The organism is Nocardioides sp., from assembly GCF_047607365.1.
Classification (GTDB): Bacteria; Actinomycetota; Actinomycetes; order Propionibacteriales; family Nocardioidaceae; genus Nocardioides.
Map to the genome: position 1 here is coordinate 1 of NZ_JASGDD010000063.1, position 16,081 is coordinate 16,081.

General features: G+C 71.6%; 13 protein-coding genes. 7 read left to right on the top strand and 6 right to left on the bottom strand.

The genetic code is table 11. From position 1 onward, the window contains the following. Positions 1-509: 509 nt before the first annotated feature. Positions 510-1,220, bottom strand: coding sequence for a 5-oxoprolinase subunit PxpA (locus tag QM572_RS05440; protein ID WP_415090859.1), 711 nt, complete (start codon positions 1,218-1,220; stop codon positions 510-512). Positions 1,221-1,244: 24 nt separating this feature from the next. On the opposite strand from QM572_RS05440, the gene QM572_RS05445 reads away from it, so the two are divergent. Both QM572_RS05445 and QM572_RS05450 read left to right on the top strand, forming a co-directional pair. Then, positions 1,245-3,407: a S9 family peptidase gene (locus tag QM572_RS05445; protein WP_415090861.1), complete on the top strand. Its 2,163-nt coding sequence runs from the start codon at positions 1,245-1,247 to the stop codon at positions 3,405-3,407. 177 nt (positions 3,408-3,584) lie between these two features. Further along, a complete protein-coding gene (locus tag QM572_RS05450; protein WP_415090863.1) occupies positions 3,585-4,523 on the top strand; it encodes an RNA polymerase sigma factor RpoD/SigA in 939 nt (312 codons plus the stop codon). Here the strand turns inward: QM572_RS05450 and coaE are convergent. Next, positions 4,520-5,104: a dephospho-CoA kinase gene (gene coaE, locus QM572_RS05455; protein ID WP_415090865.1), complete on the bottom strand. Its 585-nt coding sequence runs from the start codon at positions 5,102-5,104 to the stop codon at positions 4,520-4,522. The genes QM572_RS05450 and coaE overlap by 4 nt on opposite strands. A gap of 116 nt (positions 5,105-5,220) precedes the next feature. Continuing rightward, positions 5,221-5,649, bottom strand: coding sequence for a MarR family winged helix-turn-helix transcriptional regulator (locus QM572_RS05460; RefSeq protein ID WP_415090867.1), 429 nt, complete (start codon positions 5,647-5,649; stop codon positions 5,221-5,223). Between the two features lie 69 nt (positions 5,650-5,718). Here QM572_RS05460 and QM572_RS05465 point away from each other — a divergent pair, with 69 nt between their 5' ends. After that, complete coding sequence (locus tag QM572_RS05465) at positions 5,719-7,641, top strand: ABC transporter ATP-binding protein (RefSeq protein ID WP_415090869.1); 1,923 nt, start codon at positions 5,719-5,721, stop codon at positions 7,639-7,641. On the opposite strand, the gene QM572_RS05470 is transcribed toward QM572_RS05465, so the two are convergent. Further along, positions 7,586-8,545: a helix-turn-helix domain-containing protein gene (locus QM572_RS05470; protein WP_415090871.1), complete on the bottom strand. Its 960-nt coding sequence runs from the start codon at positions 8,543-8,545 to the stop codon at positions 7,586-7,588. The genes QM572_RS05465 and QM572_RS05470 overlap by 56 nt on opposite strands. Positions 8,546-8,631: 86 nt before the next feature. Here QM572_RS05470 and QM572_RS05475 point away from each other — a divergent pair, with 86 nt between their 5' ends. Then, positions 8,632-8,754, top strand: coding sequence for a hypothetical protein (locus tag QM572_RS05475; protein WP_415090873.1), 123 nt, complete (start codon positions 8,632-8,634; stop codon positions 8,752-8,754). Positions 8,755-8,814: 60 nt separating this feature from the next. Here the strand turns inward: QM572_RS05475 and rpsA are convergent, their stop codons facing one another. Next, positions 8,815-10,266 (bottom strand): 30S ribosomal protein S1, encoded by a 1,452-nt coding sequence (gene rpsA / locus QM572_RS05480; protein ID WP_415090875.1) that lies wholly within the window; start codon positions 10,264-10,266, stop codon positions 8,815-8,817. 222 nt (positions 10,267-10,488) lie between these two features. Between rpsA and QM572_RS05485 the strand changes: the two genes are divergently transcribed. Further along, a complete protein-coding gene (locus QM572_RS05485; RefSeq protein WP_415090877.1) occupies positions 10,489-12,993 on the top strand; it encodes an Ig-like domain-containing protein in 2,505 nt (834 codons plus the stop codon). Positions 12,994-13,013: 20 nt separating this feature from the next. Continuing rightward, the gene (locus tag QM572_RS05490; protein WP_415090879.1) at positions 13,014-13,844 is read left to right on the top strand and encodes a class I SAM-dependent methyltransferase; all 831 of its coding nucleotides are present in this window, start codon (positions 13,014-13,016) and stop codon (positions 13,842-13,844) included. A 14-nt stretch (positions 13,845-13,858) separates the two neighbouring features. On the opposite strand, the gene QM572_RS05495 is transcribed toward QM572_RS05490, so the two are convergent. Then, entirely contained in the window at positions 13,859-14,794 is a 936-nt protein-coding gene (locus QM572_RS05495; protein WP_415090880.1) for a DUF3068 domain-containing protein, read from the bottom strand. Positions 14,795-14,913: 119 nt separating this feature from the next. On the opposite strand from QM572_RS05495, the gene QM572_RS05500 reads away from it, so the two are divergent. Beyond that, positions 14,914-16,081 (top strand): hypothetical protein (locus QM572_RS05500; protein WP_415090882.1); only part of this gene is annotated, 1,168 nt, incomplete at its 3' end.

The following is a 16,081-nucleotide window of genomic DNA, read 5'->3' on the forward strand; positions in this document are numbered from 1 at the left end:
CTGCGGCCACGCCCGCGGCGCGGGCCTCGGCGGCGAGCTCGGCGGCGGCGAGCGCCGACCCGACCTCGACCCGCACGGCACTCAGCCCGACGACGGTCACGTCCACGCCGACAGTGTCGCGCACGGCGCGGGCCGGGGATTTGTTCACACACACGTTGCGCGTGGCGACTTGATCCTCGCGAGGGCGATTGATTCCATGGCAAAGGAAGAGGGCCCGCCGATGGTATGAGCATCAGCGGGCCCTCCATCGCTTCCGCGGCTCTGACCCAAGGGTCCGCCTACTTCTGCGAATCGATCCGCTTCCCGGCTTCCGGTCTCCCGTCCGCCGCTCGGCTTCTCGATGGGTATTTTCTACGCCCACCGAGGAGGGTCGGACAAGGGCCCGCGCGACATTCCCTCGGTTCCACATGCCCCTCCACCGACGGCGGCCCGAACTCCACAGCTTCGGGCCGTTATGCACCACACCCGGTCTAGACCTGTGCATGCGGTTGTGGACATCGCCCCACCGCTCAGAGCCCGCGGAGCTCCCAGCCGGCGCTCTCGAGCGCCCACCGGACCTCGCGGGCGTGGGCGACGGCGCCCGGCGAGTCGCCGTGGACGCACAGCGAGCGGACCACGGGCGCGAGCGCGAGGGCGTTGGCGACGATCTCGCTCTCGTCGGTCACCAGCGCTCCCGGCCGGTCGCGCGGGCGCAGCGAGTCGCCGTCGTACGCGCGATCGGGGAAGCCCTCGAGGATCGTCTCCCGCCCGGCGGCCGCGGCGAGGGAGAGCAGCGATCCCGGCATCCCCAGCACCGGCAGCGCGCCCGAGCCCGCGAGCACGGCGGAGGCCTGCTCGGGGTCCCGGCGGACGCGGTGGTAGAGCGCTCCGTGCGGCTTGAGATAGCGCACCTCCACGCCCTCGGACGCCGCGATCGAGGCGAGCGTGCCGACCTGGTCGGCGACCTGCTCGGTCAGCACCGACGAGGCGACCTCGAGCTCGACGCGGCCGAAGCGCTCGCGGTCGGCGTAGGACACCTGGGCGCCGATCGACACACCCCACCCGGCGGCCAGGGCGCACACGCGCCGCATGATCGGCGCCGATCCGGCGTGGTAGCCGCAGGCCACGTTGGCCGACGTCACGAACCCCAGCAGCGCCTCGTCGTCGGTGACCTCCTCGCCCAGGTCGGCGTTGAGGTCCACGATCCCGGGCTCGGCGTGCTGGTCGGGGCCGTCGGTCACAGCCCCGAGGATAGGGTCACCCGCATGCCCGACGCCGCACCCGTTGCCCCTCTCGCGCCCGCACGCCCGCAGACCACGGAGCATCACGGCCGCGTCCGCGTGGACGACTACGAGTGGCTCCGCGACAAGGAGAGCCCGGAGGTCATCGCCTTCCTCGAGGCCAACAACGCCTGGACCGAGGCGCGCACCGAGCACCTCGCGGGGCTGCGCCAGGACATCTTCGACGAGATCAAGGCCCGCACCCTCGAGACCGACCTCTCCCTGCCGGTCCGCCGCCGTGGCTACTGGTACTACGGCCGCAGCTTCGCCGGCAGGGAGTACGGCGCCAGCTGCCGTGTCCCGGTCGCGGACCCCGCCGACTGGACCCCGCCGACGCCCGCCACGGACGTCGCGCCCGACCAGCCGGCGCTGCCCGGGGAGGAGGTGCTGCTCGACCTCGACGCGCTCGCCGAGGGACACGACTTCTTCAGCCTGGGCGGCTCGGCCGTCTCCCCCACGACCACCCTGCTGGCCTGGGCCACCGACGTCGTCGGCGACGAGCGCTACACGATCCGGGTCAAGGACCTCGCCACCGGCGGGGAGCTGCCCGACGTCATCACCGGCGCCATGGGCGGAGCCACGTGGGACCGCGGCGGCGACGCGTTCTACTACTCGACGGTCGACGAGTCGTGGCGCCCGGACAAGATCTGGCGGCACACGCTCGGCACCGACCAGGCCGAGGACGAGCTGGTCTTCCACGAGCCCGACGAGCGGTTCTGGACCGGTCTCGGCCGCAGCCGGACCGACCGCTTCCTCCTGATCGAGTCCGGGGCCAAGATCACCACCGAGGTGCGCTATCTCGACCTCGACGCCGCCCCGGGCACCCCGGGCGCCGGCTGGCAGGTCTTCGCCGCCCGTGAGGAGGGCGTCGAGTACGGCCTCGAGCACGCCGTGCTCGGCGGCGAGGACGTCTTCCTCGTCCACCACAACGGCAACGGCCCCGACTTCGAGATCGCGGTCGCGCCCCTCGCGCCGACGCCGCGGGAGCAGTGGCGGCCGCTGATCGCCCACGACCCCGCCGTACGCCTCGAGGGGGTGGACGCCTTCGCGACCCACCTCGTCGTGCACCAGCGCAGCGGCGGGCTCACCCAGCTGCGCATCCTCGACCTCGGCGGCGAGGGCGACGCCGAGGCCGTCACCGACGACTACCTCGTGAAGTTCGACGACGAGCTCTACACGATCGGCGCCGGCGGCAACCCCGACTTCCACCAGCCCACGGTGCGGCTCGGCTACACCACGATGCGCCGGCCGAGCTCGGTCTACGACTACGACGTCGCCACCCGCTCGCTGACGCTGCGCAAGCAGCAGCCCGTGCTGGGCGGTTACGACGCGGACGACTACGAGGAGCACCGGCTCTGGGCGACCGCGCCCGACGGCGAGCGGGTGCCGATCTCCATCGTCGTACGCCGGGACGCCCGTGCGGCGGGCCCGGTGCCGGTCCACCTCTACGCCTACGGCTCCTACGAGCACTCGATCGACCCGGGCATGTCCGTCGCGCGGCTCTCGGTCCTCGACCGCGGGGCGGCCTTCGCGATCGCCCACGTCCGCGGCGGCGGCGAGCTCGGCCGCCGCTGGTACGACGACGGGAAGCTGCTCCACAAGCGGAACACGTTCACCGACTTCATCGCGGCCGCCGAGCACCTCGTCGCCTCCGGCTGGACGACGCCCGGCGCGATCGTGGCCGAGGGCGGCAGCGCGGGCGGCCTTCTCATGGGCGCCGTCGCCAACCTCGCCCCCGAGGGACTCCTCGGCGGCATCGTCGCGAGCGTGCCGTTCGTCGACAACCTGACGACGATGCTCGACGCCACCCTCCCTCTGACCGTCGTCGAGTACGACGAGTGGGGCAATCCCGAGGCCGACCCGGAGGTGTACGACTATCTGGCGTCGTACGCGCCCTATGACAACGTCTCCGACCGGGCCTATCCCCCGATCCTCGCCGAGACCAGCCTCAACGACACCCGGGTGCTCTACGTCGAGCCGGCGAAGTGGGTCGCGCGCCTGCGTGCCGTCGCCGGTGCCGACGTGCTGCTGCGCACCGAGATGGCGGCCGGCCACGGCGGCGTCTCGGGCCGCTACAAGGGCTGGCACGACCGCGCGTTCTCCCTCGCCTGGATCCTCGACCGGCTGGGAGCGGGACCGGAGCGCTGAGGGGAGCGCTACGAGGGCGCTGCTGAATATTGCCTGAGATTGGGAGATCCGGAAACCTCCGCGCGCGCTGAGACGTCTGAACTTGCGAGAGATGACATGCATAGCCGGGGAATCCACCGGCTACTACGCACGTTGAGTCGAGTGCAGGCCTGAGCCTGCCGGTTGAAGGAGGGTCCCATGGCAACACGCACCGCCACCCGAGAGATCGAAGGCCGCGACAGCGTCGGCCTGTACCTCGACGAGATCTCGCGCACCGATCTCCTCGACGCCGCCAAGGAGGTCGAGCTCTCCAAGGCGATCGAGGCCGGGCTGATGGCCCAGAGCCTGCTCGCCCAGGGCAAGGTCGGCGCCAAGGCCCCCGGCCGGGCGACCCGCGCGGAGCTCGAGTGGCTGGTCGAGGAGGGTGAGCGCGCGGTCCAGCAGTTCATCAACGCCAACCTCCGGCTCGTCGTCTCCATCGCACGGAAGTACGGCCGGGCCCAGATGCCGATGCTCGACCTGATCCAGGAGGGCAACACCGGTCTCATTCGCGCGGTCGAGAAGTTCGACTACACCAAGGGCTACAAGTTCTCCACCTACGCCACGTGGTGGGTCCGCCAGGCCATCACCCGCGGCATCGCGCAGCAGGCCCGCGTCGTGCGCCTCCCCGTCCACGTCGTCGAGGAGCTCAACCAGATCGGCGGCGCCCGCCGCGCGCTCGAGCGCAAGCTAGGCCGCGAGCCGGAGGCCGAGGAGATCGCCCTGGAGCTCGGCTTCGACCTCGACCGCGTGATCGACCTGATGTCGTGGGGCCGCGAGCACATCAGCCTCGACGCGCCCGTCGACGACGACGGCGACACCTCCCTGGGCGACCTGATGGCCCTCGAGTCCGCTCCCGGCCCCGACTCCGAGGTGCTCGACGGCGAGTCGAAGCACCTGCTCGAGGAGCTGGTCAACCAGCTCGACGAGCGTGCGGCCGACATCATCCGCTCCCGCTACGGCCTCACCGACGGCCGGCAGCACAAGCTCGCCGACATCGGCGCCAAGCACGGCATCAGCGCCGAGCGCGTCCGGCAGCTCGAGCGGGAGGCCCTGCAGAAGCTCCGCCGCCTGGGCGACCCCGAGATCGCGGCCTAGGCCCCCAGCTCCTCGAAGACCTCCGTGACACGATCGCGGAGGTCTTCGACGGTTTCGGTGTTCTCCACGACGTACGTCGCCGCGGCGAGCCGCTGCTCGCGCGGGAGCTGCGCGGCGATCCGGGCCTCGGCGTCCTCGCGGGACATGCCGCGGTCGCGCACCATCCGCTCGACCTGGACCTCCGTGGGGACGTCGACGACGATCACCGCGTCGAAGCTGCCCTGCTGGCCGGTCTCGACGAGGAGCGGGATGTCGTGGACGACCAGCGCCCCTGCGGGCGCGGCCTCGACAAGCTCGCGCGAGCGCTCGGCGACGAGCGGCCAGACGATCCCCTCGAGGATCTGCCGCTTCGCGGGATCGGCGAAGACGATCGCCCCGACGGCCGCCCGGTCCATCTCGCCGGAGGCGGTGAGCACCTCGGGACCGAACGCCGCGACGACCTGCTCCAGTCCGGGAGTGCCCGGCGCGACCACCTCCCGCGCGATGAGGTCGGAGTCGACGATCACCGCACCCAGCTCCGCGAGGATCCGCGACACCGTGGACTTCCCCGACGCGATCCCACCCGTCAGCCCCACCCGCACGGGCCACAGGCTACCGGGCAGTGCGCGGGTCCAGGATCATGCATGTGCGCGACGACACCCCGCGAGGTCCCCCGACACGCCGGACGGAATCGTGCATGTGCGGGGTTGGGGCAGGATCAGCCCGGGCGGTTCGCGGCGAGCAGGCGGGCGAGGAGCCGGCCGAGCTCGGCACGATCGGGCTCGGCGAGCACCGAGAGGTACGCGTCGGCCTCCGCGACGCGAGCCGCGTTGAGCTGCTCGTGCAGGGCGATGCCCTCCTCGGTGGGAGCGACGACCACGGCCCGCCGGTCGTCGGCATCGGGCGCACGGCGTACGAGGCCGCGGGCCTCGAGCGCGTCCACCACCTCGGTGGCCGACCGGGGCACGATGCCGAGCTGGTCCGCGACGGCGGAGAGCCGCAGGCCGGGAGCCTGCACGATGGCCCGGAGGGCGCGCGCCTTGCCCGGGGTCAGTTCGTAGGGGGCCATCAGGGCGAGGTAGCGGTGCCGCAGCGCCCGGGCGGCGGCACCGAGCAGGTCGGCGGTGCTCTCCTCGCGGCCGTTCACGGGAATGATCCTAACCGATCGCGTGTTAGCCTCATAGTGAGTTAACCTCAGCAATTGAAGGTGGTGCGCATGAGTGAGATCAGCGCTCTCGGGCCCCTGGGATCCGCGGGTCCCCCCGGCCGTCCCCCGACGACCCGCGACCCCAGCAGCACCCGCGCCGACCGCGCGCAGCTCGACGAGCATCCGATCCAGCTGCGCCGCATCGGCGGCCTCTTCCGCGCCCACCGCAGGGCGCTCGCCCTGGTCGTCGCGCTCATCACCCTGAGCTCGGCGATCGGCCTCGCCCAGCCCTTCCTCGTCCGGCACGTCATCGACGTCGCGCTCCCCGGCCAGGACGTGAGCCTGCTGGTCTGGTGCGTGCTCGGCATGGTCGGCGTCGCCGTCGCGACGGCCGGCCTCGGCGTACTCCAGACCCTCATCTCCACCGGCATCGGCCAGCGGGTCATGCACCGCCTGCGCAGCGACCTGTTCGCGCACCTGCAGCGCCAGAGCGTCGACTTCTTCACCCGGACCCGCGGCGGCGAGATCCAGTCCCGGATCGTCAACGACATCGGCTCCATGCAGTCGGTCGTCACGAGCACCGCGACCGCCATCGCGGCCAACGTCACCGTCGTGATCGGCACGATCGTGGCCATGGTCGCCATGGACTGGCGCCTGGCCCTGCTCTCGCTGGTCGTGCTGCCTCCCGCGGTGATCACGACGCGCCAGGTGGCCCGCACCCGCTACCGCCTCACCAACGCCCGGCAGCGCAAGCTCGCCGACCTCCACGTCCAGGTCGAGGAGGGGCTGTCGGTCAGCGGCATCCTGCTCGCCAAGACGCTGGGCGCCTCCCCCACCCTGAGCCGCCGCTTCGAGGACACCTCCCACGAGCTGGTCGACCTCGAGATCCGCAGCCAGCTCGCCGGCCGCTGGCGGATGGCCTTCATGCAGGTGATCTTCGCGATCATCCCGGCCGTCCTCTACCTCGCGGCCGGCCTGCCGGTGACCCGCGAGGGCGTCACGATCGGCACCCTGGTCGCCTTCATCTCGCTCCAGGGCACGCTCTTCCGGCCGCTCATGGGCCTGCTCAACGTCGGCGTCGACGTGACCGCGTCGCTGGCCCTGTTCAGCCGGATCTTCGAGTACCTCGACCTGCCCGTCGAGATCGACGACCCGGCCGAGCCCGTCACGATCGGCGTGCCGCGAGGCGAGGTGCGCCTCGACCACGTCAGCTTCGCGTACGACGGCACGCATCCCGTCCTGCACGACATCACCCTCGACGTGCCGGCCGGATCGTCCCTCGCCCTGGTCGGCGCGACCGGGTCGGGCAAGACGACGCTCGCCGGCATGGTCGCGCGCCTGCACGACCCGGACACCGGAGGTGTGAGCATCGACGGCGTCGACCTGCGCGACCTGCGCCTGGCCGACCTGGCCGAGCTCGTCGGCGTGGTCACCCAGGAGACCTACCTGCTCCACGCCACCGTCCGGGAGAACCTCCGCCACGCCCGTCCCGACGCGACCGACGAGCAGATCGAGTCCGCCGCGCGCGCCGCGCAGATCCACACGCTGATCGAGTCGCTGCCCGAGGGCTACGACACGATGGTCGGCTCACGCGGCCACCGGTTCTCCGGCGGCGAGCAACAGCGCCTGGCGATCGCCCGGACGATCCTGCGCGACCCGCAGGTGCTCGTGCTCGACGAGGCGACCAGCGCGCTGGACAACACCACCGAGCGCGAGGTGCAGGCGGCTCTCGACGAGCTCTCCCGCGGGCGCACCACCATCACCATCGCCCACCGCCTCTCCACCGTCCGCGAGGCCGACCAGATCGCCGTCCTCGACCACGGCCGGGTCGTCGAGCTGGGCACCCACGAGCAGCTCCTGCTCGCGGGCGGGCGCTACGCGGACCTGGTGCGCGGCGGCCTCTCGATTCAGCAGGACGTCACCGCGCACCACGCCCTCAGCAGGCGAACCGCTTCCGGTATGCCTGCGGGGACAGGCCCCGCACGCGGGTGAAGTGGTGCCGCAGGGTGGCCGCGTTGCCGAAGCCGGTCTCGGCGGCGATCCACTCCACCGAGCGGTCCGAGCGCTCGAGCAGCTGCTCGGCGCGCAGCACCCGCTGGCCGGTGATCCAGGCGTGGGGCGTGGCGCCGGTCTCGGCGCGGAAGCGGCGCGCGAAGGTGCGCGGGGACATCAGCGAGCGGCGCGCCAGGGTCGGCACGTCGAGCTCCTCGTGGAGGTTCTCGACGATCCACTCCAGCAGCGAGCCGAAGGTCTCGGTGTCCGGCTCGACGACGGCCCGGTCGATGAACTGGGCCTGTCCCCCGTCGCGCAACGGCGGCACCACCATCCGGCGCGCGATCTGGGCGGCCACGGCCGCGCCGTACTCCTGCCGCCAGATGTGGAGGCTGGCGTCCAGGCCGGCGGCCGTGCCCGCACTGGTCACGATCTGGCCGGCATCGACGTAGAGCACCTCCGGGATCACCTTGGCCTCCGGGTGGAGCCGCTGCAGCTTGTCGGTGTACATCCAGTGCGTCGTGCACTCATGGCCGTCCAGCAGCCCTGCGGCGCCGAGGGCAAAGGCACCCGAGCACAGCGTCAACAACCGGGCCCCACGGTCGTAGCCGGCCCAGAGCACCTCGGCGACGCCGTCGGGCAGCGTCTCCGGCGTCGTGTGCCCCATTGCCGGGATCACGATGAGGTCGGCCTCGGCGACGCGGCCCAGATCGTGCGGCGCCTCGATGCTGAAGCCCATCGAGGTGCGGACAGCGCCGGGTGTCGGCGAGCAGACCGCGAAGGCCGGGACCGGGATGTTCTCGTGACCGTCATTGCTGCGATCCAACCCGAAGGCCTCGCAGGCGGCTCCGAACTCGAAGGGGTTCAGCCCGTCCCAGATGACGGTCGCGACGTTGGTGAGCACCCGCTCAGCCTAGATGGCAGGAATTCGCTGAGCAATGGCATTCCTGCCAATGGTGGCAGGAAGTCGCGCAGACGAGACTTACTGCCATGAAGCCGATCTCAGCAGCGCAGCACGCCGCACTGGCCACCGTGCGGCACCTCACCCGTCCACGACCTCAGCAGAGGCCCGCCGCCCACCGCCCCGACAGCTCCCAGTGGGGCCTGTTCTGAGTCCCACGACGCGAAAGCCCCCGACCACCTGGCCGGGGGCTTTCGCGTCGAGCGGGAGGATCAGTTTCCGGTGAGCTTCTCGCGCAGCGCCTGGAGCGCCTCGTCGCTGGCGAGCGAGCCGGAGGTCTCCGTGCTCTCGCTGCTGTAGGACGTGCCCTCGCCGGCCTCGACCTCGGCCTGCTTGGCCTCGGCCTGCTGCTTGACGTGAGCCTCCCAGCGGGCGTGGGCCTGGGCGTACTGCTCCTCCCAGGCGGCCTTCTGGGTCTCGAAGCCCTCGAGCCACTCGCCCGTCTCCGGGTCGAAGCCCTCGGGGTAGATGTAGTTGCCCTGCTCGTCGTAGGTCGCGGCCATGCCGTAGAGGGTCGGGTCGAACTCCTCGATGTCCGCGGCGGTGGCGGTCTCGTTGGCCTGCTTGAGGGACAGCGAGATCCGGCGACGCTCGAGGTCGATGTCGATGATCTTGACCATCGCGTCGTCGTTGACCTGGACGACCTGCTCCGGGATCTCCACGTGGCGCTCGGCGAGCTCGGAGATGTGGACCAGGCCCTCGATGCCCTCCTCGACGCGAACGAACGCGCCGAACGGGACGAGCTTGGTGACCTTGCCCGGGACGATCTGGCCGATCTGGTGGGTCCGGGCGAAGTGCTGCCACGGGTCCTCCTGCGTCGCCTTGAGCGACAGGGAGACACGCTCGCGGTCCATGTCCACGTCGAGCACCTCGACGGTGACCTCGTCGCCCACGGCGACGACCTCGGACGGGTGGTCGATGTGCTTCCACGACAGCTCGGAGACGTGGACGAGGCCGTCGACGCCGCCAAGGTCCACGAAGGCGCCGAAGTTGACGATCGAGGAGACGACGCCCTTGCGGATCTGGCCCTTCTGGAGCTGAGTCAGGAAGCCGTGACGGACCTCGGACTGGGTCTGCTCGAGCCAGGCGCGGCGCGACAGGACGACGTTGTTGCGGTTCTTGTCGAGCTCGATGATCTTGGCCTCGAGCGTCTGGCCGACGTAGGGCTGCAGGTCGCGGACGCGACGCATCTCCACCAGCGACGCGGGCAGGAAGCCGCGCAGGCCGATGTCGACGATCAGGCCGCCCTTGACGACCTCGATCACCTGGCCCTCGACGACGCCGTCCTCCTCCTTGACCTTCTCGATCGTGCCCCAGGCCCGCTCGTACTGAGCGCGCTTCTTGGACAGGATCAGGCGACCCTCCTTGTCCTCCTTCTGGAGGACAAGGGCCTCGACCTCGTCGCCCACGGAAACGACCTCGTTGGGGTCGACGTCGTGCTTGATGGAGAGCTCGCGGGAGGGGATGACGCCCTCGGTCTTGTAGCCGATGTCGAGCAGGACCTCGTCCCGGTCGACCTTGACGATGGTCCCGGAGACCAGGTCACCGTCGTTGAAGTACTTGATGGTCTCGTCGATCGCGGCGAGGAAGGCCTCTTCGGACCCGATGTCGTTGACCGCCACCTGGGGGGCGTCGTAGTCCGGAAGAGCAGAGAGAGTCGTCATGGAGTAGAAGGAACCTTGGGTTTGATGGAGGTGCTCCCGCACGGACACACGCCCGCACGGAAAGCTGGACAGTCAAGCGTACGTCGGCGCGCACGCGGGAGTCCAACCGAGGCTGCACCACGGGACAATTGCAACGTAACTCCCACGGATTCTACTCGTTTTGGTAACAAGCGGCCGGGTGCACCCCTCTGGATGCCCGGCGCCCCCTTGCCAGGAGTCGCCATGCGCATCCGTCCCTCCCTCGCCGCGGCCGTGGGCCTCAGCACCCTCGGCCTCTACGCGATCGTCCTGCCCGACCTCGCGGAGGCGGCCACCACCGTGACGCCGACCCCGACGCCACCGCCCACCGCGGCGTACGCGGCGACCGCTCGGGCCGACATCCTCAGCCTCAACGCCGTGGGCATCCCCTCGCTCGGCAGCCTGGTGGGCGTCAAGGTCGGCGAGGCCCAGGGGCAGGTCGACAGCGACGGAGGCCTGAGCGCCGGCGGCGAGCCGGTGCTCTCCAAGGCGTTCGGCGGCGCCCTGTCGCTCACGGTGGCCGAGCAGGGCGGCGACCCGCTCTACTCCCTCCAGGGCGCGCCGCCGGACAACGCCGCGCCCACGAGCGGCTCGGGGACCACCATCGGCCAGCTCTCGCCGCTGGTGAGCGTCGGACTGGTCAACACCTCGGCGCAGGCCCGCTGGAACAGCGCGGCCTCCTGCGCGCCCGCCTCGCTCACGCCCGCGACCTCCACGGCGTCCACCGCGGACCTCACCGTCGTCGGCGGCACGGTCGGCGCGCTCACCCTCCCCTCCCTGATCGCGCTGCCCGGCACCGCCTCGGTCTCGGAGACGATCGCCCAGACCGAGAACGCCGCCACGGCCGCCGACGACCGCGGCGTCACCGCGACCACGACGAGCAACGTCGCCGCCGTCGAGTTCCTGGGCGGCGCGGTCAAGGTCGAGGTCAACCGGCAGCCCCGGCTCGTCGCCGGCGTCGACGGCGTCGGCCAGGGCACGGTCGAGTGGACCTCTCCCCTGCTCTCCGTCGAGGCCGGCGGCCAGGCCCTGACCATCCCGGCGGACGGCTCCCCGCTGGAGATCACCGACATCCCCGGCCTCTCGGCGCTCCTCGACGTCGAGCTGTCCCTCGGCCAGAAGACCGGCGAGACCACGACGACGACCACGGCCTCGGCCTCGGCGTCGCTCCTCCACGTCAAGATCTCGCTGCTCAGCGCCGTCGGCGGCCTCACGATCCTGGACACCGACGTGGTCCCGTTCAGCGTGGACGCCACGGTGCCCGCCGGCGGCATCGACTGCACCACCGACCCCGACGGCGACGGGCTCCCGACCGACGTCGAGAGCGCACTCGGCCTGGACCCCTACAACCCGGACACCGACGGTGACGGCGTGGCCGACGGGGCCGAGGACGCCGACGCCGACGGCATCAGCAACGTCGACGAGGTCACCGGCGCCCAGAACCCCGCGTTCGGCAACGAGCCGACCGACCCCGGCGACAGCGACTCCGACGACGACGGCTACTCCGACGGCGACGAGGTCTCGGCGGATCCGGCCACGAACCCGAACGACGCCTCGTCCCACCCGACGGCTCCGCCGGAAGCCGACACGACGGCCCCCGAGGCGCCGGTGATCGACCCGATCGCGCCCGCCACCGACACCACGCCGACCATCGCCGGCACCGCCGAGCCCGACTCGACCGTCACCGTGATCATCGACGGCGTCACGCTCGGCACCACCACGGCCGACGGCAGCGGCGACTGGACCTTCACCGTCCCGGACGGCAGCGCGCTCTCCCCCGGAGACCACGTGGTGACGGCGACGGCGACCGACGCCTCCGGCAACACCAGCGAGGTCTCCGATCCGGTCGTCGCGAGCATCACCGACACCAGCACGCCGGACACGACGGCGCCCGACGCCCCCGAGATCGACCCGATCCCCGCCGGCACCGACACCACCCCCGCCATCACCGGCACCGCCGAGCCGGGCTCGACCGTCACGATCTACGACGGTGGCACCGAGCTCGGCACCACGACCGCGAGCAGCTCCGGCACCTGGGCCACCACCGTTCCGGACGACAAGGCCCTCTCGGTCGGCGACCACACCATCACGGCCACGGCCACCGACGACGCCGGCAACACCAGCGGCCCCTCCGAGCCGGTCACGGCCACCGTCCAGGCGCCGGCGCCCGACCCGAGCGATCCCAACGGCGACAGCGACGGCGACGGCCTCACGGACGGCCAGGAGAAGACCCTCGGCACCAATCCGCTCAACGCCGACACCGACGGCGACGGCCTGACCGACGGCCAGGAGGTGAAGGGCCTCACGATCCACTCCAAGCTGCGACTCAAGGGCAAGGGGCCGGACAGGCGTCGCGCCAAGGCCAAGCCCACGCGGGTCACGTGGACGGTCAGGACCGACCCGCTGGTCGCCGACACCGACCACGACGGCCTCTCCGACGGCACCGAGGTCAGGGGGCTGGCCAACCGCAAGAGGTTCAAGCGCGGCGGCTTCGCGAAGTGGCTCCCGACCAACCCGGTGAAGGCCGACACCGATCGCGACGGCCTCGGCGACGCCCAGGAGCTCCGCGCCTACCGGACGAACCCGCTCGACTGGGACACCGACAACGGCGGCAGGAGCGACGGCTGGGAGGTCGCCCGCGGCTGGAGTCCCCTGACCAAGGGCAAGCTCGCCAAGCCGGCGAACACCACGAAGAGGTCGATGGACTGAGCACGCCCTAGCCTTGAAGGGTGAGTGAGCCCGAGGGACCGGCCCAGGGCCCGGTCGTCTTCGCCGAGCGGCGCGCCGTGAGCGAGGCGGAGTCGCGGCGGGCCAACGGCCCCGACTGGGACCGCTACGCCGACGAGTACCAGGCCACGCACGGCCCGTTCCTCGGCGACGCCGGGTTCGTGTGGGGGCCCGAGGGCGTCACCGAGGCGGAGCTGGGGATCCTCGGCGAGCTCGAGGGCAGGACGGTGCTGGACCTCGGATCGGGTGCCGGGCAGTGCGCCCGCTGGACGCGGAGCAGGGGCGCGACGTCGTACGGGCTCGATCTGTCGCACCGCCAGCTGCAGCACTCGCGCCGCCTGGACGAGTCCACCGGCGTCGCGGTGCCGAGCGTGCGGGCGACCGCGACCGCGATCCCCTTCGCCGACCGCTCCTTCGACGTCGTGTTCTGCTCCTTCGGCGCCCTGCAGTTCGTCGCGGACATCGCCGACGCGATCGCCGAGGTGGCCCGGGTGCTGCGCCCCGGCGGGCGGTTCGCGTTCTCGATCACGCACCCGACGCGGTGGATGTTCCCCGACGACCCGACCGCCGACGGGCTGGTGGCGAGCCAGTCCTACTGGGACCGCACGCCCTATGTCGAGGTGGACGTCGCGTCCGGCGCGACGTCGTACGCCGAGCACCACCGCACCCTCGGCGACTGGGTGTCGCTGCTGGCCTCCGCGGGCTTCCGGATCACCGACCTCGTCGAGCCGCAGTGGCCGGACGGCCACGAGCGGGTCTGGGGCGGATGGAGCCGTGCCCGGGGCGAGATCACCCCGGGCACGGCCATCTTCGGCGCGGACCTGCCGCGCTGAGGTCGGACAGACGCTCAGGCGTGCGTGAGCACCCGCTCGCGCTTCGCCGGTGTCGCGTCGGCCTTCGGCCGGCGGAGCAGGAAGACCGCCAGGGCGATCAGCGCGATGCCGAGGACGAGGCCGCCCCAGCGGACGACGACGTCGACCAGCCACAGCGACCGGCCGTTGTCCTTGGCCTGGTCGACGTTGGCCTTGATGGTGGCGTCGGTGTAGGTCACGTCGATGTCGAGCACGCTCGTGCCGTCGGGCAACGCGACCGTCTGCGTGCCGGACTGGTCGATGAAGGCCCCGGTGGTCGGGTCGACGTAGATGGTCTGCGTCGCCGCGTAGGTGCCCTCGGTGCCCTCGGCGATCTCCGCGTCGGTGGCGGGGATGTCGACGGTGAACTTGTAGGTCTCGAGGCCGTCGATCGTCCGGGTGCCGGCGTACGTCGCCGTCACGGCCTTGCCGAGCGTGCCGTCCCAGTAGGGGTAGCTCTTCTTCTCGACGCCGAACGGGAACTTGATGACGACGCCCTCGTAGGGCTTGACCTCGCTGGTGTCCTTGATCCACTTCGCCTGGTCCTTGACCGCCAGGCTGCCGTTGCGGTCGAGGGCGAACTTGTTGAGCCCGATGTTCACGACCGCGTCGTCGGTGGCCGCGAGCACGAAGTTGCCCTTGGCGTCGATGCAGTACTCGGTGGTGGTGGCGACGCAGCTGGTCTGCTGGATCGCGATCACGTCGCCGTTGGAAGCGTTCGGGTCCACCTGGGTGTGGGTGATGTAGGTGACGGGCACGGTGCCCTCGGACTTCGTCAGCAGCCCGGACGCAGTGCCGGTCAGCCGGGTGTACGAGTCGGTGTTGAGGGGGATGCGACGCGCGGCGTCGTGCCCCCAGAAGATGGCGACAGCGGACGCCGCCAGAGCGAAGACGCCCAGCACCAGTGCCAGGCGCGCGAGGATTGCACGCATTTCTTGAACCCCTCCCAAGGCCTCAGATCACATCGACAGTAGCAGCAAACGTTCACTTCGTGTGCATTACGTCACAGCTCGTTTCCGCGGTGGGCGAGCCTGCGTGTCATAGTTCCGGCGTGCCCGATCCGTCCGCCGCCGAGCCCACGCCCCCGGGCCGCGGCGGGGCCGTCGCCAGCGTCGCGATCGGGCTCGTGGCGCTCCAGATCGCGTTCCGCGGCTGGGCCTCGCTGAACGGCTGGTTCTTCGCCGACGACCTGCTGTGGCTGAGCCGCGCGCACGGCGCCAGCCCGTTCTCCGACGCGCTGCTGGCGGACTGGGGCGGCCACCTGATGCCGGCCGGGTTCCTGTCCACCTGGCTGGTCGCGCTCGGCAGCGGCTTCCACTGGACGGCGGCGTCGCTGCTCCTGCTCGGGCTCCAGCTGCTCGCGGACCTCGCCTGCTGGTGGATGGTCGCGACGCTCTTCGGCCGGCGCTGGCTGAGCGTGGGGCTGCTCGCGTTCTACCTGCTCAGCCCGCTCACCTTCCCGAGCTTCATGTGGTGGGCCAGCAGCATCAACCAGGTGCCGGTCCAGGCCTCCTTCTTCGCGCTCGTCGCCTGCTACGCCCGGTGGGTGCGCACCGGGCGGCCGCGGTGGGCGGTGGCCGCGGCGGCGGCGCTCGCCTTCGGGCTCGGCTTCGACGTGATGCCCGTGCTCTACCTGCTCCCTCTCCTGGCCCTGGCGCTGATCTGGTTCCGCGCTGCCGAGGGCCGCGGGGTGCTCCCCGGCGTGCTCGGCGCCCTTCGGCGGGACCTCGTCGTCATCGGCGCCCTCGGCGCCCTCGTGGGCGCGTACGCCGTCGTCTACCTGACCCACAGCGAGGGGCTCGCCTCCGCGGCGTCCGTGCCGTTCGGCACCGTGGCGGACGCGATGTTCCGCCGCTCGCTCGGCCCGGTGCTCCTGGGCGGCCCCTGGCGGTGGAGCTCGGCCAACCCGCCGGTCGCCGACGTGGCGACCCCGGACGTGCTCGCCACGCTGGCGTGGGTGGTGCTGGCGCTGCTGCTGGCCTGGGTGCTGCGCGCCCGCCCGGCCGGGGCGTGGGCCTTCGCCGTGGTGCTCCCCTACCTCCTCGTCGTCTACCTGCTGACGGCGACCACACGCGGCTTCTTCGGCGCGTTCGCCGGCCTCCAGCTCCGCTACCTCGCCGACGGCGCGCCGGTCCTGACGCTCGGCATCGGGCTGCTGCTCGCGCCGGTGATCGGCTCGTCGCGCGCCGACCCCGAGCCGCCGCGGATCACGGGCCGCC